This window comes from Variovorax sp. Varisp85, from assembly GCF_047304045.1.
In the GTDB taxonomy this organism is placed as follows: Bacteria; Pseudomonadota; Gammaproteobacteria; order Burkholderiales; family Burkholderiaceae_C; genus Variovorax.
The window spans coordinates 28,877-50,702 of sequence record NZ_JBGLYN010000027.1 but is presented as its reverse complement, the minus strand read 5'-3'; the positions used below and the strand labels follow the sequence as shown (position 1 = coordinate 50,702).

Here is a 21,826-nt window from a genome sequence, read left to right as displayed (position 1 = left end):
CCCGGACCGACTTCAATGAACCGCTTCACCCGCAAAGCCGCCGCGCTCGTCGCCGGCCTGGGCCTCCTGGCCGGCAGCCTCGCCGCACACGCCGAGGGCCGGATCCGCATCGCCGAGCAGTTCGGCATCGTCTACCTGCTGCTGAACGTGGCGCAGGAGCAGAAGCTCATCGAGAAGCACGCGAAAGCCGCGGGTGTCGATGCCAAGGTCGAATGGGTCAAGCTCTCCGGCGGCTCGGCGGTGAACGACGCGCTGCTCTCGGGCAACATCGAGATCGCGGGCGCCGGCGTGGGGCCGCTGCTCACGCTCTGGGACCGCACCAAGGGCCGGCAGAACGTGAAGGGCGTGGCCTCGCTGGGCAACTTCCCGTACTACCTGGTGAGCAACAACCCGAACGTGAAGACCATCGCCGACTTCACCGACAAGGACCGCATCGCACTTCCTGCCGTGGGTGTCTCGGTGCAGTCGCGCGTGCTGCAGTTCGCCTCGGCCAGGCTCTGGGGCGACAAGGAGTTCGACAGGCTCGACAGGATCAGCGTGGCGGTGCCGCACCCCGATGCTGCAGCGGCCATCATCAAGGGCGGCACGGAGATCACGGGGCACTTCGGCAATCCGCCGTTCCAGGAGCAGGAGCTCGCGGGCAATCCGAATGCGCACATCGTGCTCAACTCGTACCAGGTGCTGGGCGGTCCGTCGTCTGCAACGGTGCTGTACGCAACGGAGAAATTCCGCAGCGAGAACCCGAAGACGTACAAGGCCTTCGTCGATGCGCTCGACGAGGCGGCGAAGTTCGTCACCGCCAACCCTGAGAAGGCGGCCGACATCTACCTGAAGGTGAGCAACGCCAAGCTCGACCGCGATCTGCTGTTGAAGATCATCAGGAACCCCGAGGTGCAGTTCAAGACCACGCCGCAGAACACCTATCCGCTGGCGGAGTTCATGCACCGAGTGGGCGCGATCAGGAACAAGCCGGCTTCGGTGAAGGACTACTTCTTCGACGATGCGCAGAACGTGTCGGGCAACTGATGAGCGGCACGGCGGCGGTCCTTGATTCGCGGGGTGACTCCCTCTCCCGCGAGCGGGAGAGGGGGCAAGACACTGCCGCGGCACCGGCACTGCTGCGGGTCGACAACGTCAGCCTCGAATACCGCACCCCCCAGCGCCTCGTCCGCGCCACGCACCGCGTGAGCTTCGACGTGCATGCCGCCGACCGCTTCGTGCTGCTCGGTCCCTCGGGCTGCGGCAAGTCCACGCTGCTGAAGGCCGTGGCCGGCTTCATTCCCCCGGTCGAAGGTGAGATCCGCATCGACGGCCGGCGCGTGGCGCAGCCTGGTCCCGACCGCATCGTCGTGTTCCAGGAGTTCGACCAGTTGCCGCCGTGGAAGACCGTCAAGCAGAACGTGATGTTCCCGCTGCTCGCTTCGCGCACGCTGGGCCGGAAGGAGGCCGCGGAACGCGCGCTGCACTATCTAGGCAAGGTCGGCCTGGCGAAGTTCGCCGAGGTGCATCCGCACCAGCTTTCCGGCGGCATGAAGCAGCGCGTGGCCATTGCCCGCGCGCTCGCGATGCAGCCGCGCGTGCTGCTGATGGACGAACCCTTCGCCGCGCTCGATGCGCTCACGCGTCGCAGGATGCAGCAGGAACTGCTCGAGCTGTGGGACGAGGTGCGCTTCACGCTGCTGTTCGTCACCCACTCCATCGAGGAGGCGCTGGTGGTGGGCAACCGCATCGCGCTGCTGTCGCCGCACCCGGGGCGCATGCGCGCCGAGGTCAACAGCCATGGCTTCACACTGGCGAGTGTGGGCGGTGCCGAATTCCAGGGCACGGCGCAGCGGATCCACGACATGCTGTTCGAGGAAGAGGCCATCGCATGAGTGCCATCGTCCCGCCGGTCCGGCCCGAGTACGAGCGCACGCTGGAGCCCTTCACCGAAGTACCGGTGGAGCGTTCGCTGCCGATGGGCGAGCGCATCTGGTCGCAGGCATGGCTGCGCAAGGGCCTGATCCTCGCCGTCGTCGCCGTGCTCTGGGAGCTCGCGGCCCGCTGGCAGGACAACGACCTGCTGCTGCCCACCTTCACCGCCACGGCAACGGCGCTGTTCGGAGGCCTCGCGAGCGGTGAGCTGATCGAGAAGGTGCGCATCTCGCTGGCCGTTCTGTTGCAGGGCTACCTCGCCGGCGTGCTGCTGGCCTTCGCGCTCACCACGCTCGCGGTGTCGACGCGCGTCGGCCGCGACCTGCTGGACACGCTCACGTCCATGTTCAACCCGCTGCCCGCCATTGCGCTGCTGCCGCTGGCGCTGCTGTGGTTCGGGCTGGGCCGCGGCAGCCTCGTGTTCGTGCTGATCCATTCGGTGCTGTGGCCGTTGGCGCTCAACACCTATGCCGGCTTCCAGGGCGTGCCCGAGACGCTGCGCATGGCGGGGCGCAACTACGGCCTGAAGGGCCTGCCCTACGTGCTACAGATCCTGGTGCCGGCGGCGCTGCCGTCGATCCTGTCGGGGCTGAAGATCGGCTGGGCCTTTGCATGGCGCACGCTGATCGCGGCGGAGTTGGTGTTCGGTGCCTCGTCGGGCAAGGGCGGGCTGGGCTGGTACATCTTCCAGAACCGCAACGAGCTCTACACCGACCGCGTGTTCGCGGGCCTCGCCCTGGTGGTGCTGATCGGCCTGCTGGTCGAGAGCCTGGGCTTCAAGACGCTGGAGCGCCTGACCGTTCGCCGCTGGGGCCAGCAGCGCTAGGGAGCGCGGACGAGGCCCTCAGCCGCCGGTCTTCTTCGCGGCCTGCCGCAGCGCGCGCAGCTCGCTGTTGAGAAACTCGTTGGCGTCGCGCACCACGCCATCGGTCAGCTTCACCTTGTAGGCCTGCCCCGTCATCTCCGAGCGCGAGGCGCAGCGCTCGATGAAGTCTTCGGCCGTCACCAGTTCCTTTTTGAAGTGGTCGTACTTCGCCTGCATGTGCTTGGCAGCATCCGCGGCGTTGTATTCGCTGCCGTTGCGCATGAAGACCATGGCCGACATCTTCGAGACGCGCTGGATCAGCGTGTCGATCAGCTTTTCCTCCGTGGCGGAAGGGGTGGCGTGAGCCAGCAGGGCCGAAGCGCCGAGCAGGAGGGCGAGCCACGCGCTCCGCAGGAATCTGGATGAAGTCATTTGTCGTGTTCCCTGGCAATTTCCGGGCCATGCTAGGGCTGGCGCCACTGCCGTGTCAAACCCGGCCCGGCTCGGGTCTAATCGCAGTTTTGGCACGTGTACTCCTCTCTCCCATGAGCTCCTCGACCCCCGATCTCCCGTCGATTGCCCAGGCGCTGGCCGATGCCGCGGCCGCGCAGTCGATGCGCTACTTCCGTACGCCGCTGGACATCATCACCAAGGCCGACGAAAGCCCCGTCACGCTGGCCGACCGCGCGGCCGAGACGGCCATGCGCGACATCCTTGGCGCTCGCGTGCCGGCCGACGGCATCTACGGCGAGGAGCATGGCCCCGAGCGGCTCGACGCGGGGCGCATCTGGGTGCTCGACCCCATCGACGGCACGCGCAGCTTCATCACCGGCTCGCCGCTGTGGGGCACGCTGATCGGCGTGCTGGAGGGTGGGCGCGTGGTACTGGGCATGATCGACATGCCGGTGCTCGAGGAACGCTGGATCGGCCACAACCCCAAGGACGGGGGCAAGGGCGCCACGCGCGACGGCCAGCCCGTGCGCGCGAGCGGCTGCACCGACGTGGCCAAGGCCCGCATCGTCACCACCTCGCCCGACATCTTCGCGCCGGCCGACTGGGCCGCCTTCGACAGACTCAGCCGCCAGTGCGCGATGCGCCGCTTCGGTGGCGACTGCTACGGCTACGCCCAGCTGGCGGGCGGCACCATCGACCTCGTGGTCGAAACCGGCCTGCAGCCCTACGACTACCTCGGCCCGGCCGGGCTGATCGAGGCGGCGGGCGGCGTCATCACCGACTGGCAGGGCCAGCCGTTGGGGCTGAAGTCCGACGGGCGGGTGATCGCGGCGGCAACGCCCGAACTCCACCGGCAAGCCATGGCCATTCTCTCGGCCTAGACTGTTGTCCATATGTTCCGCTGGCTGATCGTCGTCGTCCTGGCACTGGTGCTCATGAGCGGGCTGGCCGCCTGGCTGCGCCGCTTCGGCTTCGGACGCCTGCCCGGCGATTTCGAGTTCCGCGCCTTCGGCCGCGAATGGCAACTGCCGATTGCGAGCACGGTGGTGCTCAGCATGATCGCGGCGCTGGTCGCGCGCCTTCTGTAGACAAGAGACAAACAGCAATGAGAGCCTGCGTAGACATCGGCGGCACCAAGGTGGCCGTGAGCCTTTCCGCCTCGAGCGACGCGCCGCTGATCGGCCGCCGCAGCGAGCCCACGGCCAAGACCGGCGACAACGATGCGGTGGCGGTGCAGATCATGCGGATGATCGACGAGGTCTGTGCGCAGCAGGGCATCGATGCGGCGAGCATCGATCGCGTGGGCGTGTCGTCGGCCGGGCCTTTCGAGCTGCGCGACGGCCAGGTCGAACTGGCCACGCCCAACATCTGCGGCGGCATCGCCGGCCCGGCGCGCGGCCTGCCCAACACCTGGATGACCGCGCTGATCGAGGCCCCGCTGGCAAGGCGCTTCGCCCGCGTGCGGGTCGAGAACGACGCCGTGGCCGCGCTGGAGGCGGAGCGCCATTGGGGTGCGCTCCAGGGCGTGGACGATTGCGCCTACGTCACCTGGAGCACCGGCGTCGGCGTCGGCCTGTGCGTGGACGGCCGCGCGTTGCGCGGCAAGAACGGCAACGCCGGCCATGCCGGCCACAGCTTCGTGGTGGACGACGCCAGCGGCGCGCTGTGCGGCTGCGGCAACGTCGGCGACGTCGAAGGGCTGATTGCCGGCAACTCCATCGCGCGGCGCTTCGGCCAGCCTGCGGCCGATCTTTTCAGTTCGGCTGCGGGTGGCGAGCGGCATTCGCTCGAGATCGTCGATGCGCTGTGCCGCGTGATGGGCCGCATGCTCTACAACCTGATCGCCACGCTCGACCTGCAGCGCATCAGCCTGGGCGGCAGCGTGTTCTGGCACCACCGCGACTTTCTGCTGCCGAGGCTGCAGGCGCAGGTCGACGGCAAGCTGCCGCCGCTCACGCACGGCGTGCGCCTCGTGCCTGCCGGCCTGGGCGACAAGGTCGGCGACTACGCGGCGCTGGCGCTGCTCGACTGAACGGCCACGCGCGCCGGCGAAACCAATGACTCAGCTGCCCCGCCGCCGCTCCTATGCCTACCTGCTGTGGCTGGTGGGCGGCTTCATCGGGGCGCATCGCTTCTATTTGGGGAGCTACCTGGGCGGCGCGGCGCAGCTGGCGCTGCTGCTGTACGGAATGGCGGGCCTGCCGGGATCGCGTTTCGGCCTGGTGCTCGTCCTGCCGTGGCTGCTGTTCGACCTCTACTGGATTCACCGGCAGCTGGCGCGGCAGGGTGCGGCCGGGGCCAGGAAGGAAGACGCCGCGGCCCGGCGCAACGTCCGCCGCGCCGCGGCGAGCGACGCCAAGGACTTCGACCTCGCCGCCCTCGCCGAAGCCAGCCGGCTGCAGGAGCGCTTCGTGGCCGCAGCCGAGGCCGATGACTGGGCCGGGGCCGTCGCCATCGGCGAGCAGGTCGTCGCCAGCGCGCGCCGCGTGTTCAAGGGCCCGCACCAGAACCTCGCGATGAGCCTGTGCATGCTGGGGCAGGCCTGCCACCAGCTCGGCGCCCTCGACAAGGCCCGGGCCTGCCTTGAGGAAAGCCTGTCCATCGGCCGCAAGATCGGCATGCCGGCGGAGGACATCGACATCGCCCGCAAGGCACTCGACCTGGCCCTGGCCGACATTGAGGAGCGCAAGGCCCGCGGCGCGGCATCCGACGAGCAGGGCGCATTGCTGAAGCTGCTCGAAGACCGCGAGGCGCGCTACCGCGACGCGCTGGCCCAGGGCGACCTGCCGAGTGCCGAGAAGCTCTGTGCCGAAACCGTCGCCGCCAGCCGCCGGCTGTACGGCGGCCCGCACAAGGCCGTGGTGCTCCACCTGTCCAGCCATGCGGAGCTGTGCCGCCGGCTGCACTGGAACGACGAGGCGCAGGCCGCGGCCGACGAGGCGCTGGCCATGGCCGGGCAGCTCGGCCTCGACGACAGCTGGCGGCGCGGGCCGACCAACACCCTTGCGCTGCTGCACGCCGCGGCCGGGCGCTCCGACGAGGCCGAGACGCTCTACAAGAAGACCATCGCCATGGCGGTTGCCGAGGCCCGGGGCGGCTCCAGCGACGGCGTGGTGCGCGCCTTCAACAACCTCGCGTTCCTTTACGCCGACTCTGGCCAGGACGAGAAGGCGGAGCTCTGCTACGCGCGCGCCCTCGTGCACCTCGACAAGCTCCCGCCGGGCGAAGGCGATGCCGAACTGCATTCCGACATGCTCAACAACTTCGCCGGCCTCTACATGGCGCGGCGCGACTTCGTCCGGGCCCGGGAACTGTTCGAGCGTTCGCTCGACATCCAGCAGCGCGACTGCCGCGGCATCTCCCCGGCAGCCGCCACCGCCCACAACGATCTGGGGCTGATCGCGCAGGAAGAGGGCGACCTGCGCCAGGCGCTGGTGCACTTCAAGCGCACGCTGCTGCTCAACCAGATCTGCTCGCCCGACCACTTCAGGAACATCGACAACGCGCAGCGCAACATCGACAGCGTGAGCATGGCGCTCGCGGCCGTCGCACGCGCCGCACGCATGGAGCCCAGCACTTGAGCATCGGCGCCGCCTTCTACGCCCTCGACCGCTACCGGCTGCGCGCGCTGGTGATCGATCCGTCCACCGTGTCGGACTTCCTGCACTCGCCTGCCGAGCAGGGCGGTCCGCACTATAGCCAGACGGTGGAACAGGCCTGGGACGTGGTACGCACGCTGATGCCCGAGGCGGTGGATGGCGAAGAGCTCGAAGGCACCGACGGCCTGGGCTGCATCTATCTCACGGCGGCCCACGTGGAGCGCGCGGCGGCGCGGCTCGCGCAGTGCGACGTGGCGGAACTGATGGGCCGTTTCATGGGCGAGCCGGCAAAGTTCGCCGAGCTCTACTGGGCCAGGGTCTGGCAGGACGGCACACAGGATCTCGCGGGCTTCATGGAAGGCGTGAAGCGATTCTTTGCAGCCGCGGCCGCGAGGCGCGACGCGGTCGTCTTCTACATCGTCTGAATCGCAGCTAGCCCGGCGGCCGCACGGCCGCCACGATCTCGCCCAGCCGCCTCAGCCCCGCATCCACCGCCTTCGAATACGGCCAGCCGCAGTTGAGGCGCAGGTAGTTGTCGAAGCGACCCGAGTTCGAGAACTGCGCGCCCGGCGCCACCAGCACGTGCTCGCGCAGCGCGGCTTCGAACACGTCCACCGACGAGCGCTGCGCCGGCAGCTCGACCCACAGCTGCAGCCCGCCGCGCGGCAGGTTCAGCCGCGTGCCGGCCGGAAAATACCTGGCGATGGCGTCCGCCGTCTGGTCGCGCTGCACGTGCAGCCGCTCGCGCAGCCGGCGCAGGTGGCGGTCGTAGGCACCGCTGGCGATGAACTCGCCCGCCGCGATCTGCGCCAGTGCCTCGTTGTTGCGGGTCTGCGCGTACTTGAGCATTTCCACCTGCGCATGCCAGCGTCCGGCGGTGATCCAGCCCAGCCGCAGCCCCGGCGCCAGTACCTTGTGCAGCGAGGCGCAATAGATCACGTTGCCCGTGCGGTCCCACGACTTCATGGCGCGCAGCGGCGTGTCGCTTTCCACAAGGTCGCTGTAGGTGTCGTCCTCGACCAGCGCAATGCCATGGCTCTCGCACAGGTGCACCAGCCGCTGCTTGTGGGCGTCGGGCATCACGCTGCCGATGGGGTTCTGCAGGTGCGGCACCACCACCACGGCCTTGATGTCGTCGTAGGTGTGGATGGCGAGGTCGAGCGCCTCGAGGGAGATGCCGGTCTGAGGGCTGGTCGGGATCTCCAGCGCGCGCAGCCCCAGGCTTTCGAGCACCTGCAGCAGTCCGTAGAAGGTGGGCGACTCCACGGCCACCGTATCGCCCGGCTTGGCGATCGCGCGCAGTGCGAGGTTCAGCGCCTCGATGCAGCCGTTGGTGACGAGCACTTCGTCGGGCGGCACCGTCATGCCGACGCGCAGGTTGCGCTGCGCCAGCGCCTCGCGGAACTGCTCGTGGCCTTTCTGCGACGAGGCGGTGGTCAGCAGCTCGGGCCGCTGGCGCAGCGCGCGCGTCATCGAGTTGCGCAGCGCCTCGGCCGGATAGAGCTCGGGGGCCGCGCGGGCGATGGCGAAGTTGAGCTTCACGCCCGTGTGCCGGCCGCGCGCCATGAAGTTGGCCATGCGCGCCCGCATGCTGACGAACTGCGCCGGGTCGGGCGGCACGCCAGCCACCGGCTCTTCCATCGGCGCGATGGCCAGCCGCTGCGGCCGCCGCACGAAATATCCCGAGCGGTCGCGTGCCTCGACCCAGCCGTCGCTCTCCATCGCGCGGCAGACCTGCAGCGCGGTCGACAGGCTGATGTCGTGCAGCCGCATCAGGCTGCGCAGCGACGGCATCTTGTCGCCCTGCTTGAGCGAACCAATGTGGATCGCGTCCACGTAGTGCGCGGAGAGCTGGCGGTAGAGCGGTAGCGAGTCCATGGCGTCGATGTTCCCCGCATCGGGCATCCGAAAACAGATGCAGTTGCTCGGGAAAACGACCATAACAGATGCGTTCACAGCCGGGCTGTTCCGGTCGCAATAGCCGTGGCGTGTGCCTGTTTTTTGAGTGGCCGGATTTCTACGATCGATACCCGAATCACCGCTTTTCAAGGCACGCCATGATCACCACGCTCACCTCCGCACCTGCCTCCGTCATCCTGGAGCCGGGCCAGTCCCTGCGTACCGCTGTCGATGCCGGCACGTGGCTGCAGGTGGCCGAGGGCCGGGTGCGCGTAGTGTCCCCGCCCGGGTGGTTCGGCGAGACGGTGTTCATGGCGCAGGCGGTGCTGAACGAGGGCGATGTGCATCACCTGGCGCATGGCGGCTGGATCGAGGTGTCTGCGCTGGCGACGGCGTATCTGCGGATTCATGCGCCGGCGGCGGGGCTGGTTTCAGGACCCGAACAGGGCCGGCCGGTGATGCGTTTCGTGCGCTTGCTCACTGGCTGGTGAGCGTCTCATTCCGTGGCGTGTGCGAAGGACACCGGGTGCTCCCTCCCGCGAATGTCCCCCGGTCGGTGTGAGCACGCCCCCGAACTGAACTGAACAGACAGTTTCAGCGCTCGCTCGCAGCCTCCCGCAGCGCATCCAGAAAGCTCCGGCGCCACCAATGGATGTCCTGCTCGCGAATGCGAGACAGCAGCTTCTGGTGCCGTTCGCGCCGCTCCTCCAACGGCATCTGCAGCGCCTGCTGCACCGTCTCGGCCGTGCCATGGGTGTCGTACGGATTCACCAGCAGCGCTTCCTTCAGCTGCTCGGCCGCGCCGGCAAAGCGCGACAGCACCAGCACGCCCGGGTCGGCCGGGTCCTGCGCCGCGATGTATTCCTTGGCCACGAGGTTCATGCCGTCGCGCAGCGGCGTCACCAGCCCGACGGCCGCCGCGCGGCACAGCCCCGGCACGCGCTTGCGCGCCACCATGCGGTGGATGTAGCGCACCGGCATCCAGTCGAGCTCGCCGTAGTCGCCGTTGATGGCGCCGCACAGCGATTCGAGCTCGCGCCGGATGTCGCCGTACGCATCGACCGTCTCGCGCGTGGGCGAGGCGATCTGGATCAGCGTCGCGCTGCGCCGGTTCTCGGGGTAGTTGGCCAGCAGCTCGCGGAATGCGCGCACGCGCTGCGGAATGCCCTTGGAGTAGTCGAGCCGGTCGATGCCCAGCAACAGCCGGCGGCTCGAGTACTCGCGCTTCATGGTCTCGTACATGTCGCGCGACTCCTTCGCGTGCGTGAGCGCCGCGAACTCGTCGACGTCGATGCCGATCGGGAAGGCGTTGCTGCGCACCGTCTGCCCGTAGGCGCGGTACATGTCGTTGCCCAGGTACTCGCCGTGGGCCTCGTTGCGCACGTAGTGCTCGAAGTGCTGCACGTCCTGCTGCGCCTGGAAGCCGATCAGGTCGTAGGAGAACAGCGAGCGCATCAGCCACGCGTGCTGCGGAATGGCCGCGGTGATGATCTGCGGGGGCAGCGGAATGTGCAGGAAGAATCCGATGCGCTGCCTGCAGCCCATGGCGCGCAGATCGGCCGCCAGCGGGATCAGGTGGTAGTCGTGCACCCAGATGATGTCGTCGTCCTTCAGCAGCGGCAGCAGCTTGCGCGCGAACAGCTGGTTCACGCGCCGATAGCCGCCGATGAAGCCGGCGTCGAAGTGAGCGAGGTCCAGGCGGTTGTGGAACACCGGCCACAGCACGTCGTTGCTGTAACCGAGGTAGTAGCTGTCGTGGTCCTCGCGGCTCAGGTCAATGGTGGCCAGCGTGACCTGGCCGGCCTGCTGCCTGTGCAGTTCGCCTTCGCCGGTCGGGCCACCCTCGACGATCTGTCCGCTCCAGCCGAACCACAGGCCGCCGCTTTGCTGCAGGCTCTCGCCGAGCGCCACGGCGAGGCCGCCGGCCGCCGGCTTGCGCGGGTCCGCCACGCGGTTGGAGACGACGACGAGTCGGCTCATATGCAGGAATCCCAGGGCGCCGACAGGCGCACGGCCGCATTGATGATGCCGACCATCGAATAGGTCTGCGGAAAGTTGCCCCACATCTCGCCCGTGACCGGGTGCGTGTCTTCCGACAGCAGGCCCAGCGGGTTGCGCGCCGCGAGCATGGTCTCGAAGATCTGGCGCGCCTCGGCCTTGCGGCCGATCTTGGCGAGCGCGTCGATGCGCCAGAAGGTGCAGATGTTGAACGCGGTCTCGGGCTTGCCGAAGTCGTCGGCCGCCTCGTAGCGGCGCATGTAGGGGCCGTCGCACAGCGACTTCTCCATGGCGTCGACGGTGGAGATGAAGCGCGGGTCGCGCGCGTCGATCAGGCCCACCTCCACCATCAGCAGGATGCTCGCGTCGAGCTCGTGGCCGCCGAAGCTTTCGGCGAAGGCCTGGCGCTCCTCGCACCACGACTTGGCGAGGATCTCTTCCTTCATGCGCGAGGCATGGCCGTGCCAGTAGGCCGCGCGCTCGGGCAGGTTCAGCGCGCGTGCGATCTTGGAGAGCCGGTCGCAGGCGGCCCAGCTCATCAGCGCCGAGCTGGTGTGCACGCGGGCGCGCGTGCGCAGCTCCCACATGCCGGCGTCGGGCGTGCCGTACACGCGCACCGCCTGCTCGCCCACCGCCTCCAGGTGCGGAAACTCCGCCACGCCCGCGCGGCTGAGCAGCCGATGGTCGTGGAAGGCCTGTGCCGCACCGAGCACGATGTTGCCGTACACGTCGTGCTGGAAGTGCTCCTGCGCCTGGTTGCCCACGCGCACCGGACCCATGCCGCGGTAGCCCGGCAGGCCTTCGACGAAGGACTCGGGCAGCTCGCGCTCCAGCCCGATGCCGTACAGCGGCTGGATGTGCTCGCCGTGCGAGCCGATCACCACGTTGCCGAGCCAGCGCAGGTAGTCTTCCATGGTGCCCACTTCGCTCAGCGAATTGAGCGCGCGCACCACGAAGAAGGCGTCGCGCAGCCAGCAGTAGCGGTAGTCCCAATTGCGCTGGCTGCCCGGCGCCTCGGGGATGCTGGTGGTCATGGCGGCCACGATGGCGCCAGTGTCCTCGTACAGCGAGAGCTTGAGCGTGATGGCCGCGCGGATCACCGCCTCCTGGTACTCGAAGGGAATGGCCAGGCGCTTGCTCCAGGTGCGCCAGTAGGAGATGGTTTCCTGCTCGAACTTGCGCGCGGTGTCGGCGATGCCGTCGAGCAGCGTCTCGTCCACGCCGAACATGAAGTTGTATTCGCGCGAGATCACGAAAGGCTGGCGCGCGAGGATGTGCGAGATCGAGGCGTCGGTGTTCAGCCGCAGCGTCACGTCGGGACCGACGTAGCGGATGTGGTTGCTGCCGCGCGTCACCTCCTCCGGCGCCACGGCGCCCCATTGGAAGCGCGGGTCGAGCGACACGCGCACGCGCGGCGCTCCGGCGATCGGCCGCACGCGGCGCACCATCATCAGCGGGCGGAAGTAGCGCGAGCGGCTGTAGAAGCGCGGCGCGAAGTCGGTGATCTCGATGCCCTGGCCCGCGCTGTCGAACAGCTGCGTGCGCAGCACCGCGGTATTGGGTTCGTACCACTGCTTGCTGGAGGCGAAGTCCTCGATCTCGATGGCCCAGGCGCCGGAGTCTTCGCCGGGATGCAGCAGGGCATTGAAGACCGGATCGCCGTCGAAGCGCGGCAGGCAGCACCACACGGCCCGGCCGCGCGCGTCGATGAGCGCGCTGTAGGCGCAGTTGCCGATCACGCCCACGTTCAGCGAAGGTTCGGCCGGCGGCGCGAAGCCGCGCGTTCCGGGCGCGGCGGCCGCCTTTGCATCGACGGGGGCCTTGTCGTCGGGACCGGCGGCACCGGCCAGCGCCTCGCCCGCGCGGTCTTCGGGAGCCTCCATCAGTTGTTGCTCGCTCATCGGGGGCTCCTCGGGGGTTCGGTGTTCTTGTTTTCGGGGGCTGTCAGCAGGTCGCGTGCCTGCACCAGCCATTCATAGACGTCGCGCGGCGATTCGAGGCGGTGCAGCGCCAGGCTCGGCCCGGAGCCGACCTTGACGGCGATGCCGCCGCGCGGCTGCACCACGGCAAAGCCGGTTTCGTCGGTGGTGTCGTCGCCGAGGAAAACCGGCATGCGGCCCGCGAAGGGCGCTTCGCTCATGAAGGCCTCGATGGCGATGCCCTTGTGCACGCCGGCAGGCTTCACCTCGAAGACGAACTTGCCGTGCATCAGCTCGAGCTGCGGTTCGTGCGCGATGGCGCGCGACATCGCGTCGCGGCACACCGCCTCGAGCTGCGGCGCGAGCCGGTAGTGCAGCGCGATGGCGGCGTGCTTGCGCTCCACCAGCAGGCCTTCGTGCACACGCGCGAGTTCGTTGGCGATGTCGAGGATGGACACGAGGTCGGGCGCGCGCTGCTCCTGCATATGGCCCTCGGCGTCGCGGCGCTGCACGCCATGCTCGCCGGCCGCGGGCAGGCGCAGCGGGGCCAGGAAGCGGTCGATGGAATCGATCTGGCGGCCCGACACCACGGCGAGCGCGCCGCCGAGCAGGTCGCGCAGATCGCCCAGCAGGGGCACGAGGGCAGGGGGAATCTCGATGGCTTCAGGCGTGGGCGCGAGTCCGACCAGCGTACCGTCGAAGTCGAGAAAGAGGGCTGCGTCCCGGCCTAACGGAGGAGGCAACTGCAAGTTGCTGGAGGACTTTGGCATTGGGAAAAACCATAACACGCGCCATCATGCGCGCGTGTCGGCAAATGCCGAATCTCCCTTTGGCGTCAGCGGGCGGCCGTTTCAGGTTCGTGCCGGCAGCGATGCCGCGACGGCTTCCACCCGCGCCCGGTGAATCGCCTCGCCGATCTTCGGGCCGGTGGCACCCGACTGCTGCGCAGCCTTCGCCACCGCATCGGTGGCCACTGCCGCCGCCGTTGCCAGCACCGCGAGCAGGCGCTCGCGCTGCGGGTAGGTCGCGTTGCCGAAGCCGGGCCGGCCGCGCGCATCGCACTCGCAGGCCAGCAGCGCCTCGGCGAAGCGTGCGGGCTTGCGGAAAGCATCGCAGCGCTCCAGCAGGCGCACCAGCCTCGTTGCATCGAGTGCGCCGCTGCCGTCGACGTGGCCATGCTCGCGCGCCACCACCTCGGCCAGCTCCCGGATGTCCACCGGCACGCGCCAGCGGTCGCACACCTGCTGCAGCTGCGGTTGTCCAACGCTGCGCATGAGGCAGGCGAAGCGCACCGCCAGCGAGACCTGCAGGCGCGCACCGGCATCGATGGCCGCCATGGCTTGCGTGCCGGTTTCGATCCCGGGCAGCAGCACGGCCAGCGCGCCGCAGTCGCGCAGCACCTCGAACATGCGCGAGGGACGCGCTTCCATCAGGCCGCGCGACAGCTCCTGCCACACGCGTTCGGGCACCAGCGCATCGGCCTCGCCGGCCGCGACCATCTCGCGCATCAGCGCCATCGTTTCCGGGGCGACGGAGAAGTCGTCGAAGCGGGCCGCGAAACGCGCCACGCGCAGGATGCGCACCGGGTCTTCGCGGAAGGCGTCCGTCACGTGGCGCAGCACCTTGTCGCGCAGGTCGCGCTGGCCGTGAAAAGGGTCGGCGAGCGCGGCGGGCGTGGGGTCGAAGCGGCCGTCGGCGCCCACCAGCTCGGCCGGCAGCGCGATGGCGTTGACGGTCAGGTCGCGGCGCGCGAGGTCTTGTTCCAGCGTGACGTCGGGCGCGGCATGCACGGTGAAGCCGCGGTAGCCCGGGGCGCTCTTGCGCTCGGTGCGGGCCAGCGCGTATTCCTCGCGCGTCTCGGGGTGCAGGAACACCGGAAAGTCGCGCCCCACCGGCAGGTAGCCCCGGGCCACCATTTCTTCGGGCGTGGCGCCGACCACCAGCCAGTCGTGGTCGGACACCGGGCGCTCCAGCAGGCGGTCGCGCAGTGCACCGCCAACGAGAAAAATCTTCATGGGTGCAGTGTAGGGATACTCCCGGGTTCAAAAAATAGAACGGTCGTTCGATAATTTTCGAAGCAAACCGGGTAATCGTTCGTCGACCGGACGAAATGAAGCGGCAGACACAAGCCAGCTCCCGAATCCGCGGAGGGATCTTTCAACCAAAGGAGCAATTCGCATGAAGAAGACGATGTTTGCGCTGGCGACTCTGGGGGCCTTGGCGTCCGGAAGTGCGATGGCGCAACAGGCCGGCAACTGGGTCCTCGGCACGGGCTGGTTCCATCTGTCACCGCAGGATTCCAGCAAGCCGCTGACCGTGACTTCGCCCATTCCGGCCGTGCTGCCCGGCTCCGGCGCGAGCGCCAGCGACTCCGACACCCTCGGCCTCAGCGCCATGTATTTCCTCGACAGCCACTGGGCGGTGGAAGGCGTGTTCGGCGTGCCGCCGAAGTTCAAGCTCGACGGCACCGGCACCCTGGGCCGCGTCGGCCAGCTTGGCGAGGCCCGCCAGTGGAGCCCGACCATCCTGGGCAAGTACTACTTCAACGAGGGCAACGACGCCTTTCGTCCCTATGTCGGCCTGGGCGCCACCTACGTCTGGTACAGCGGTGTCAAGCTGACCTCGAACCTGCAGGGCGCGCTGGCCAGCCAGTTCCACCAGTCGCCGTTTGCGGTCAACACCACGGCCAAGCTCGACAGCTCGTTCGCACCCGTGGTCAACGTCGGCGTGGCCTACCAGTTCGACAAGCACTGGGGCCTCTCGTTCTCGGTGTCGTACATCCCGCTGAAGACCAAGGCCAAGCTGACCACGACCTCGGTCACCGGCCTGCCGGTGGCCACCAGCGAGGCCAGCCTGAAGCTGAACCCCATCGTGACCTACCTCGCGGCCACCTACCGGTTCTGACCTGCCACCTGCCTCGAAGACCCTAGCGCCGGGTGCGGTAGGGCTCTTCGAATGGCAGGAAGTCCTTCTCCGCCAGTGCATCGTCGATCCAGGCCTTGACGCCCGGCAGCGCCTGCACGCGCTCGATGTAGGCCGTGATGTGCGGCGGCACCGGCAAGCCAAAGGTCTTGATGCGCGTGCCGACCGGTGCGAAGTAGGCGTCGGCGATGCCGAACTGGGCGCCGAACAGCATCGGGCCGCCGTGCGCCTCCAGCAGGCCGCTCCACATCTGCACGATGCGCGCGAGGTCGCTGGCGACTTCAGGCACCTCCTTCATCAGCCGCGCACCCACTTCGGGCAGCGAAGCCTCGATGTTCATGCCGCAATGGTTGCGCAGGCCGCCGAAGCCCGAATGCATTTCGGCGCAGACGCTGCGCGCGCGCGCACGGTCGGCCACCGACCGGGGCCAGAGCTGCTTCTCGGGGAAGGCTTCGGCGAGGTATTCGGCGATGGCCAGCGTGTCCCAGACGACGAGTTCGCCGTCCACCAGCACCGGCACCTTGGCCACCGGGTTGAGCGCGCCGATGGTGTGCTTGAACTGCGAGTCGGCATCGAACGAATCGAAGCGCAGCACGACTTCCTCGAATTCGATGCCGGCCTGCTTCATCAGCACCCAGGGCCGCATGGACCACGACGAGTAATTCTTGTTGCCGACATAGAGCTTGCGCATGGGGAGGCCTCCGTTCGTTGCGGTGATTCGGGGAAATGCCTTCGATGCTAGCCGGGCGCCGCGCCGCGATTGATGCCGAACGCGGCGCGAATTGATGCGGGGCCGTGTTCGGCCTCAGGGCAGGTCCTTGTTCGGTTCCGGCTCGGCCGCGTCGCGCGGCCCCACGCGGCCCAGGCGCTCCTTCAGCGACTGCGGCCGGCCGCTGATGATGGCGGCATAGTTGGTGGTGTTGGCCAGCACCTTCTTCACGTAGTCGCGCGTCTCGGTGAACGGCACGTTCTCGGCCCAGATGGCGGCGTCGAGTACCGGCCCGTTGCGCCAGTTGCGCGGTCGGCCGGGGCCGGCGTTGTAGGCGGCGGCGGCCAGCGCCATCGATCCGTCGAAGTCGTCGAGCGCGAGCTTCAGGTAGTTGGTGCCGATGGTGATGTTGGTCTCGCGGTCGTTGATCTGGCCGGGCGAAAAGTCCGACATGCCGATCTTGCGGGCCGTCCAGCGCGCGGTGGCGGGCATGACCTGCATCAGGCCCGAGGCGCCGACGCCGGAGCGTGCATCCATGATGAAGCGGCTTTCCTGGCGGATCAGGCCGTAGACGTAGGCCGGGTCGAGGCCGATGTCCTGGGCCTTGCGCAGCACCGTGTCGTGGAAGGGCATCGGGAAGCGCTGCTCCACGTCGACCACGCCCTTGGTGCGCTCACTGGTGTTGATGCAGCGGTCCCACACCTCGCGCTGGCAGGCGAAGTCGGCCGCGGCCAGCAGCGCGCGGTCGTCCATGCCGCCCTTGTCGTGCAGGTTGGTGGCGTAGTTCCACTCGCGCGTGCCTTCGGGGCGCAGGCCCATCGCGATGGCGTAGAGGCCGCGGGCGAGCGCCGGGTTGTTGCGCGCGGCGGCCTTTTCCTCGGGCGTGAGCGGGGCGGGGCGCGTGGGCACCATGGTGCGCTGGCCCAGCTCTTCGAGCGCCAGCATTTCGTAGAAGCCGCGCGAGCCGGCGATGCTCTGGTAGAGCTCGCGGGCCTGGGCGCGGCGTTCGTCGCCGCCGACGCTGGCCAGGGCGCGGGCTTTCCAGTAGACCCAGGTCGGGTCGAGCTGGGCGGTTTCGCTCATGGCGTCGATGGCGGGCGCCACCTCTTTCCACTGGCCCGCACGCAGGGCGGCGCGCACGCGCCAGCCGAGCATGTCGTCGGACAGGTCGCCGTTCTTCGTGACGTTGGCGAAATAGCTGCCGGCCTGCGGCCAGAGCTTGATGGCGGCGGCGCGGCCGATGGTTCCCCAGAGCCAGTTGCGCTCTTCGGCGGAGAGCATCGGGCCCCACTTGCTGTCGAGCTGCGACGCGGCCAGTTCGGGATCGGCAATGGCGACCTTGATGAGCGCCAGCACCACCAGCTCCTTGCGCGACTTGGCGGCCACGAAGGCGCGGCCGGTCAGAAACTTGGCCGAGCTGGCGTTGAGCTCGTCGAACAGCGGCAGCGCATCGGGCGCGGCGATGGTGACGGCGGCGCGCGCGGCCTGCGGGCGGTTGGCCTCGATGGCCAGGCGGGCCTTTTTCCAGACGTCGTTGGTCGACATCAGGCGGGCGGCGACCATGCGGTCTGCGGCGGTGAGGCAGCCGTCGTCCAGGTCTTTCTGGGCGAGCCAGCTGCGACGCACCTCGTCGGCCTGCGCCTGCGTGGCGGTGCCACTGCGCAGCGTGTCGACCAGGACCGCGTAGCAACGCACCTGTGCATCGTCGCCCATGCGGAAGCCGTCGAGCGATGCGGAGAAGTTGTCCCAGTCGCGGCGCTGGCCGGTGAGCAGCAGCCAGTCGTTGCGCAGGCGGTCTTCCTGGTAGGTGCCGGGGTAGCGCGCGAAGAAGTCCTGCACTTCGTTGGGGGCGGCTTCCTGCAGGCGTGCCTTGAGTTCCCAGTAGGCGGCCCAGGGTTCCAGCGCATGGCCTCGGGCTTGCGGCAGCAGGGCGGCCAGGCGGGCTTTGTCGCCGCGCTGGAAGGCCTGCTTCATCTGGATCAGCACGTCGTCGTTGGTGTTGCCGTTCTGTGCCGCGGCGGGCTGCTGCGAGAGCAACGCGGCGAGGGCCAGGACAGCGGAAAAAACGAGTGCGGGGGTTGTGTTGCGCGGGTAGGCGCGCTTGGGTGCCAAAATGCTTGGGAACTGCATCGGGGGATTATGGACAAGTCAAAGGATGCCGGCACTTCGGCGACGGCGAGTTTTCTGAAGGATCAGCTGCGCAAGGCATTGATCGCACAACGCCTGGCCATGCCGGACCGGCTGACACGCGCAGACCTGCTGCAGCGCGTGATGCGCATCTGGCTGGTCGGCCGGCCCGACACCGTGATCGGCGCCTACTGGCCGATCAAGGGCGAGTTCGATCCGCTGCCCGCGCTACATCGATGGAAGGAAGACGGCGAGCTGATGGAGGAGGCGCAGCGTCGCCGCATCGGACTGCCGGTGATCGACAAGGTCCACAAGACGCTGACCTTCCATGCCTGGTACCCGGGCTGCCAGATGGAAGAAGACGCCTACGGCATTCCCAAGCCCAAGGACACCGAGCTGATCGTGCCGACCCTGCTGTTCGTGCCCTGCGTGGGCTACAGCGCGGGCGGCTACCGGCTGGGCTATGGCGGCGGTTTCTACGACCGCACGCTGGCCGCGCTGGAGCCGCGGCCGTTCACGGTGGGGCTGGGGTTCACCCACGGCTTCCTTGAAGACTTCGAGCCAGAGGCGCACGACCTGCCGCTCGACGCGATCCTCAACGACAACGGCGTCGTCTGGCCAACGAGCTGAGCGGCTCGGTCAGTCGATGTTGTCGACGGTGTCCGGATCGGGCACCTCGCCGATGGTCTCGCGCGTGGTCACGGCCTGCAGCTGCAGCCAGTCGCAGAAGGCCCTGATCTCCGGGCGAAGCGCATTGCGCGGCCCGGCGATGAGCCAGTAGGACATCGGCGAGTCCATGCGGTGCTGCGGCAGCACCTCCACCAGGTCGCCGTTGGCCAGGCTCTCGGCAATCAGCGAACTGCGCGCCAGCGTCACGCCCTGGCCGGTGAGCGCGGCCTGCACCATCTGGTAGGCGTAGTTGAAATAGAGCCAGCGCTTGGGCTGTGCGCGCTCCAGCCCGTTCACCTCGAACCAGCGGCGCCAGGTCAGCCACTCCAGGTGCGTGCGGTGCGCGTCGCCGGCCTCGATCAGCGTGAACCGGGTGATGTCCGCGGGCGTCTTGATGGGCGGGTTGCTCTTCAGCAGCCAGGGGCTGGCCACGGGCGTCAGCGTTTCGCCGAACAGGCGCACGGCGCCGGCGGGCATGCTTTCACGCGGGCCGTAGCGCAGGGCGATGTCCACGTCTGCCACTTCGAGGTCGACCGCGACGTCGCTGGCGTCGATGCGGATGTCGATCTCGGGGTTGTCGCGCTGGAAGGCCTCCAGCCGCGGGATCAGCCACATCGAGGCGAACGAGGCAAAGGTGGTCAGCGACACGCTCTGGCGCCCCGCGCTCTGGCGGATCTGGCGCACGGCCATGTCGATGCGCGGCAGCGACTGCTGCACCGCCAGCAGCAGCAGGGCGCCGGCGCTCGTGAGCTCCACCGCGCGCGTATGGCGCAGGAACAGGGCCACGCCCACCTCTTCCTCGAGCGATTGGATCTGGCGGCTCACGGCCGACTGGGTCAGCGCCATTTCTTCCGCTGCGGCGCGGAAGTTCAGGTGCCGGGCCACCGCCTCGAAGGCGCGCAGGTGCCCGGCGGAGATCGGGCGGGAGCGCAAATGGGTCTGCGAATGTTGCATGGGTATGACTTTGGAGGGCGAGTCGGCGTCCAGGTCGATTGATGCTGAACACGCATCAGTAGGCTAACTCGTTTTCATTGGACCGCCAACGCCGTAGAAACGATCATTCATTCCCGAACTGCGCTATTGCCTCTTTCTGTCAAGCGCTTCGGCAAAGCCCAAGGAGTTACACCATGTCCACCGCTGTCTGCACCACCGAATCGTTCTCGCCCGTGTCCGTTCCTGCCCGCGCCGTCGCCGTTCCGCCGGCCGTGCGCCGTGGCGCCTGGCAGATCGCGCCCGGCGAGGCGATGAGCCTGAAGGCACGGTCGGCCAGCATCCTGCGGGTCAAGCAGGGCCGGGTGTGGATCACGCCCGACGCCACGCTGCGCAATCCCAGCGAAGACCTGGTGCTCGCACCCGGCGAATCGCTGACGGTGGCCGCCGGCCAGCGCATCGTGATGGAGGCGTGGGACGGCTACGGCGCGACCTACAGCTGGGACAACGCCTGATCGACCGCCCGCCTCCACGAGCTGAAAAAGCGGCCTTCCGGCCGCTTTTCTCTTTTTGGGGAACCGGCCGCTCCATTCAGCAGTTGATGTCGAAGCTGGGCCGCAGGTCCAGGAAGTGCCGAAGGGCCGCCTCGCCGTCCAGCACGTGCACGCCGGCCATCAGGTCGAGGCCCTCGCATTCGGCCAGCCCCATGCCGAAGCCGCTGTAGCGGCGGGCCTCCAGGGGGGCCTCGTAGAGCACCCTGACGTCGACATGGCGCGGATCCTTCTCGATCTGCCGCATCAGCATGTCGACGGCCTCGCGCGGGCCTTCCAGGTGCTGGCAGAAACGCAGGCCGTCGAACACCAGCAGCCCCGTGATGCCGCGCTCCGCGTTGCGCGCGCGTGCCTGGGAAGTGATCGACCCCACGGTGGCCGGGGACTGGTCCTGGGCCAGCGTGCTGCAGTAAAGGACCTCGTGGAGCGGGAGTTTCTGCGGTTGTTCGTCTGTCATGCGTCTGGTGAGGGGAGGACGTGCGCAGTGTAGGAAAGCCGGGGACGCCGCGAAATGTCAAAAGACACAGGCGAACGGCCTATAGTGAAGCGTGAAATTCGAGGACTACCCCGTTGCCGCGTCGCCTCCCCAGGGCATGAATCCGTGCGACCAATGCGCATTGCGCCGCCTCGATGCGTTCCTGCCGGTCTCGGGCGAAGAACTCGCGACCATCCAGGCGTTTCGCGTCGGCTCCCGGCGGGTGGAAGCCGGCAGCTCGATCATCGACGAGCACCGGCGCAGCCCGCAGCTCTTCACCCTCTATTCGGGCTGGGCCTTTCGCTACAAGACCTTGAGCGACGGCCGGCGGCAGATACTGAGCTTCCTGCTGCCCGGCGACTTCCTCGGTCTGCAGGACGAGTTCGCCGACGGCCACACGCACGGCGTGGAGGCGGTGACCGACGTCACGCTGTGCGCGTTCTCGCGCGAGCGGCTCTGGGAGCTGTTCCATGCCCAGCCCAAGCTCGGCTACGACATCACCTGGCTGGTGGCGGGCGAAGAAAAGATGGTCGACGACAGCCTCGTCACCTCGGGGCGGCGCAACGCCGCCGAGCGCGTGGCCATGCTGCTGATGCACCTGTACCGCCGCGCGGAACGCGTGGGCATGGTGCGCGACGGCTGGGTCGAGTTTCCGTTCAACCAGCAGCACATCGCCGACGCGCTCGGGCTCTCGCTGGTGCACACCAACAAGACGCTGCGGCGGCTGCAGCGCCTGGGGTTCTACAAGATCGACGCCGGCTGGCTGCGCATCATGGAGCCGCATGCGCTGGAAAAGCTGGGCGACTACTTCGAGCGCCCGATGCGTCCCACGCCCCTGATCTGAGGAGGCAGGCCC

At 68.4% G+C, this 21,826-nt stretch carries 23 protein-coding genes; 13 read left to right on the top strand and 10 right to left on the bottom strand.

All coding sequences use genetic code 11. The annotated features are described in order from the left end of the window. The first annotated feature begins 15 nt into the window (after positions 1 to 15). Genes ACCC97_RS13145 through ACCC97_RS13135 form a run of 3 tightly spaced genes read left to right on the top strand, consistent with a single transcriptional unit; the run spans position 16 to position 2,740 of the window. Positions 16 to 1,026 (top strand): ABC transporter substrate-binding protein, encoded by a 1,011-nt coding sequence (locus ACCC97_RS13145; RefSeq protein WP_413315339.1) that lies wholly within the window; start codon positions 16 to 18, stop codon positions 1,024 to 1,026. Further along, positions 1,026 to 1,874, top strand: a complete 849-nt coding sequence (locus ACCC97_RS13140; protein WP_413333221.1) for an ABC transporter ATP-binding protein — start codon at positions 1,026 to 1,028, stop codon at positions 1,872 to 1,874. The genes ACCC97_RS13145 and ACCC97_RS13140 overlap by 1 nt, the downstream gene beginning before the upstream one ends. Beyond that, on the top strand, positions 1,871 to 2,740 hold the full coding sequence (locus tag ACCC97_RS13135) for an ABC transporter permease (RefSeq protein ID WP_413333219.1): 870 nt from the start codon (positions 1,871 to 1,873) through the stop codon (positions 2,738 to 2,740). The genes ACCC97_RS13140 and ACCC97_RS13135 overlap by 4 nt, the downstream gene beginning before the upstream one ends. Positions 2,741 to 2,758: 18 nt before the next feature. Here the strand turns inward: ACCC97_RS13135 and ACCC97_RS13130 are convergent, their stop codons facing one another. Beyond that, a complete protein-coding gene (locus ACCC97_RS13130) occupies positions 2,759 to 3,151 on the bottom strand; it encodes a DUF5329 family protein (RefSeq protein ID WP_413333217.1) in 393 nt (130 codons plus the stop codon). 113 nt (positions 3,152 to 3,264) lie between these two features. Here ACCC97_RS13130 and hisN point away from each other — a divergent pair, with 113 nt between their 5' ends. The 5 genes from hisN to ACCC97_RS13105 are packed head-to-tail and all read left to right on the top strand — an operon-like array spanning position 3,265 to position 7,196. Next, positions 3,265 to 4,053 carry a histidinol-phosphatase gene (hisN, locus tag ACCC97_RS13125; RefSeq protein WP_007831476.1) on the top strand — a complete coding sequence of 263 codons (789 nt, stop codon included), beginning with the start codon at positions 3,265 to 3,267 and terminating at the stop codon, positions 4,051 to 4,053. Positions 4,054 to 4,065: 12 nt separating this feature from the next. Further along, positions 4,066 to 4,260, top strand: coding sequence for a DUF2905 domain-containing protein (locus ACCC97_RS13120; protein WP_007831478.1), 195 nt, complete (start codon positions 4,066 to 4,068; stop codon positions 4,258 to 4,260). A gap of 17 nt (positions 4,261 to 4,277) precedes the next feature. Next, on the top strand, positions 4,278 to 5,204 hold the full coding sequence (locus ACCC97_RS13115) for an ROK family protein (protein ID WP_413333215.1): 927 nt from the start codon (positions 4,278 to 4,280) through the stop codon (positions 5,202 to 5,204). A gap of 25 nt (positions 5,205 to 5,229) precedes the next feature. Beyond that, positions 5,230 to 6,753: a tetratricopeptide repeat protein gene (locus tag ACCC97_RS13110; protein WP_413333213.1), complete on the top strand. Its 1,524-nt coding sequence runs from the start codon at positions 5,230 to 5,232 to the stop codon at positions 6,751 to 6,753. Next, positions 6,750 to 7,196, top strand: a complete 447-nt coding sequence (locus tag ACCC97_RS13105) for a DUF1877 family protein (protein ID WP_413333211.1) — start codon at positions 6,750 to 6,752, stop codon at positions 7,194 to 7,196. The genes ACCC97_RS13110 and ACCC97_RS13105 overlap by 4 nt, the downstream gene beginning before the upstream one ends. A gap of 7 nt (positions 7,197 to 7,203) precedes the next feature. Here ACCC97_RS13105 and ACCC97_RS13100 read toward each other — a convergent pair whose 3' ends face one another. Further along, complete coding sequence (locus ACCC97_RS13100; protein ID WP_042673126.1) at positions 7,204 to 8,649, bottom strand: PLP-dependent aminotransferase family protein; 1,446 nt, start codon at positions 8,647 to 8,649, stop codon at positions 7,204 to 7,206. Between the two features lie 179 nt (positions 8,650 to 8,828). On the opposite strand from ACCC97_RS13100, the gene ACCC97_RS13095 reads away from it, so the two are divergent. Further along, a complete protein-coding gene (locus ACCC97_RS13095) occupies positions 8,829 to 9,161 on the top strand; it encodes a hypothetical protein (protein ID WP_413333208.1) in 333 nt (110 codons plus the stop codon). Positions 9,162 to 9,264: 103 nt separating this feature from the next. Here ACCC97_RS13095 and otsA read toward each other — a convergent pair whose 3' ends face one another. The 4 genes from otsA to ACCC97_RS13075 form a co-directional block, all read right to left on the bottom strand. Next, positions 9,265 to 10,650 carry an alpha,alpha-trehalose-phosphate synthase (UDP-forming) gene (gene otsA, locus ACCC97_RS13090; protein WP_007831489.1) on the bottom strand — a complete coding sequence of 462 codons (1,386 nt, stop codon included), beginning with the start codon at positions 10,648 to 10,650 and terminating at the stop codon, positions 9,265 to 9,267. Beyond that, positions 10,647 to 12,569 (bottom strand): glycoside hydrolase family 15 protein, encoded by a 1,923-nt coding sequence (locus ACCC97_RS13085; protein WP_413333206.1) that lies wholly within the window; start codon positions 12,567 to 12,569, stop codon positions 10,647 to 10,649. Before ACCC97_RS13085 ends, otsA begins: the two co-directional genes overlap by 4 nt. After that, positions 12,566 to 13,357: a trehalose-phosphatase gene (otsB, locus tag ACCC97_RS13080; RefSeq protein WP_413333204.1), complete on the bottom strand. Its 792-nt coding sequence runs from the start codon at positions 13,355 to 13,357 to the stop codon at positions 12,566 to 12,568. Before otsB ends, ACCC97_RS13085 begins: the two co-directional genes overlap by 4 nt. A gap of 81 nt (positions 13,358 to 13,438) precedes the next feature. Continuing rightward, entirely contained in the window at positions 13,439 to 14,602 is a 1,164-nt protein-coding gene (locus ACCC97_RS13075) for a multifunctional CCA addition/repair protein (protein WP_413333202.1), read from the bottom strand. 163 nt (positions 14,603 to 14,765) lie between these two features. Between ACCC97_RS13075 and ACCC97_RS13070 the strand changes: the two genes are divergently transcribed. Further along, the gene (locus ACCC97_RS13070) at positions 14,766 to 15,491 is read left to right on the top strand and encodes an OmpW/AlkL family protein (RefSeq protein ID WP_413315323.1); all 726 of its coding nucleotides are present in this window, start codon (positions 14,766 to 14,768) and stop codon (positions 15,489 to 15,491) included. A gap of 22 nt (positions 15,492 to 15,513) precedes the next feature. On the opposite strand, the gene ACCC97_RS13065 is transcribed toward ACCC97_RS13070, so the two are convergent. Next, positions 15,514 to 16,200 carry a glutathione S-transferase family protein gene (locus tag ACCC97_RS13065; RefSeq protein ID WP_007831497.1) on the bottom strand — a complete coding sequence of 229 codons (687 nt, stop codon included), beginning with the start codon at positions 16,198 to 16,200 and terminating at the stop codon, positions 15,514 to 15,516. A 114-nt stretch (positions 16,201 to 16,314) separates the two neighbouring features. After that, on the bottom strand, positions 16,315 to 18,348 hold the full coding sequence (locus tag ACCC97_RS13060) for a transglycosylase SLT domain-containing protein (RefSeq protein ID WP_413333200.1): 2,034 nt from the start codon (positions 18,346 to 18,348) through the stop codon (positions 16,315 to 16,317). A 9-nt stretch (positions 18,349 to 18,357) separates the two neighbouring features. Between ACCC97_RS13060 and ACCC97_RS13055 the strand changes: the two genes are divergently transcribed. After that, on the top strand, positions 18,358 to 18,975 hold the full coding sequence (locus ACCC97_RS13055) for a 5-formyltetrahydrofolate cyclo-ligase (protein WP_007831500.1): 618 nt from the start codon (positions 18,358 to 18,360) through the stop codon (positions 18,973 to 18,975). Between the two features lie 9 nt (positions 18,976 to 18,984). On the opposite strand, the gene ACCC97_RS13050 is transcribed toward ACCC97_RS13055, so the two are convergent. After that, complete coding sequence (locus ACCC97_RS13050; RefSeq protein WP_007831501.1) at positions 18,985 to 19,968, bottom strand: LysR substrate-binding domain-containing protein; 984 nt, start codon at positions 19,966 to 19,968, stop codon at positions 18,985 to 18,987. Between the two features lie 173 nt (positions 19,969 to 20,141). On the opposite strand from ACCC97_RS13050, the gene ACCC97_RS13045 reads away from it, so the two are divergent. Then, a complete protein-coding gene (locus ACCC97_RS13045; protein ID WP_413333198.1) occupies positions 20,142 to 20,459 on the top strand; it encodes a DUF2917 domain-containing protein in 318 nt (105 codons plus the stop codon). 76 nt (positions 20,460 to 20,535) lie between these two features. On the opposite strand, the gene ACCC97_RS13040 is transcribed toward ACCC97_RS13045, so the two are convergent. Beyond that, positions 20,536 to 20,952: a BLUF domain-containing protein gene (locus tag ACCC97_RS13040; protein ID WP_007831506.1), complete on the bottom strand. Its 417-nt coding sequence runs from the start codon at positions 20,950 to 20,952 to the stop codon at positions 20,536 to 20,538. A gap of 91 nt (positions 20,953 to 21,043) precedes the next feature. Between ACCC97_RS13040 and ACCC97_RS13035 the strand changes: the two genes are divergently transcribed. Beyond that, a complete protein-coding gene (locus ACCC97_RS13035) occupies positions 21,044 to 21,814 on the top strand; it encodes a Crp/Fnr family transcriptional regulator (RefSeq protein ID WP_413333196.1) in 771 nt (256 codons plus the stop codon). Positions 21,815 to 21,826: the final 12 nt, after the last annotated feature.

Bases quoted from the DNA above. Each gene is read 5' to 3' on its own strand.
- ACCC97_RS13115 (WP_413333215.1), top strand. From the start codon at position 4,278: ATGAGAGCCTGCGTAGACATCGGCGGCACCAAGGTGGCCGTGAGCCTT.
- ACCC97_RS13075 (WP_413333202.1), bottom strand. From the start codon at position 14,602: ATGAAGATTTTTCTCGTTGGCGGTGCACTGCGCGACCGCCTGCTGGAG.
- ACCC97_RS13045 (WP_413333198.1), top strand. From the start codon at position 20,142: ATGTCCACCGCTGTCTGCACCACCGAATCGTTCTCGCCCGTGTCCGTT.
- hisN (WP_007831476.1), top strand. From the start codon at position 3,265: ATGAGCTCCTCGACCCCCGATCTCCCGTCGATTGCCCAGGCGCTGGCC.
- ACCC97_RS13095 (WP_413333208.1), top strand. From the start codon at position 8,829: ATGATCACCACGCTCACCTCCGCACCTGCCTCCGTCATCCTGGAGCCG.
- ACCC97_RS13135 (WP_413333219.1), top strand. From the start codon at position 1,871: ATGAGTGCCATCGTCCCGCCGGTCCGGCCCGAGTACGAGCGCACGCTG.
- ACCC97_RS13140 (WP_413333221.1), top strand. From the start codon at position 1,026: ATGAGCGGCACGGCGGCGGTCCTTGATTCGCGGGGTGACTCCCTCTCC.
- ACCC97_RS13110 (WP_413333213.1), top strand. From the start codon at position 5,230: ATGACTCAGCTGCCCCGCCGCCGCTCCTATGCCTACCTGCTGTGGCTG.
- ACCC97_RS13050 (WP_007831501.1), bottom strand. From the start codon at position 19,968: ATGCAACATTCGCAGACCCATTTGCGCTCCCGCCCGATCTCCGCCGGG.
- otsB (WP_413333204.1), bottom strand. From the start codon at position 13,357: ATGCCAAAGTCCTCCAGCAACTTGCAGTTGCCTCCTCCGTTAGGCCGG.
- ACCC97_RS13040 (WP_007831506.1), bottom strand. From the start codon at position 20,952: ATGACAGACGAACAACCGCAGAAACTCCCGCTCCACGAGGTCCTTTAC.
- ACCC97_RS13065 (WP_007831497.1), bottom strand. From the start codon at position 16,200: ATGCGCAAGCTCTATGTCGGCAACAAGAATTACTCGTCGTGGTCCATG.
- ACCC97_RS13060 (WP_413333200.1), bottom strand. From the start codon at position 18,348: ATGCAGTTCCCAAGCATTTTGGCACCCAAGCGCGCCTACCCGCGCAAC.
- ACCC97_RS13055 (WP_007831500.1), top strand. From the start codon at position 18,358: ATGGACAAGTCAAAGGATGCCGGCACTTCGGCGACGGCGAGTTTTCTG.
- ACCC97_RS13145 (WP_413315339.1), top strand. From the start codon at position 16: ATGAACCGCTTCACCCGCAAAGCCGCCGCGCTCGTCGCCGGCCTGGGC.
- ACCC97_RS13085 (WP_413333206.1), bottom strand. From the start codon at position 12,569: ATGAGCGAGCAACAACTGATGGAGGCTCCCGAAGACCGCGCGGGCGAG.
- ACCC97_RS13100 (WP_042673126.1), bottom strand. From the start codon at position 8,649: ATGGACTCGCTACCGCTCTACCGCCAGCTCTCCGCGCACTACGTGGAC.
- ACCC97_RS13070 (WP_413315323.1), top strand. From the start codon at position 14,766: ATGAAGAAGACGATGTTTGCGCTGGCGACTCTGGGGGCCTTGGCGTCC.
- ACCC97_RS13120 (WP_007831478.1), top strand. From the start codon at position 4,066: ATGTTCCGCTGGCTGATCGTCGTCGTCCTGGCACTGGTGCTCATGAGC.
- otsA (WP_007831489.1), bottom strand. From the start codon at position 10,650: ATGAGCCGACTCGTCGTCGTCTCCAACCGCGTGGCGGACCCGCGCAAG.
- ACCC97_RS13130 (WP_413333217.1), bottom strand. From the start codon at position 3,151: ATGACTTCATCCAGATTCCTGCGGAGCGCGTGGCTCGCCCTCCTGCTC.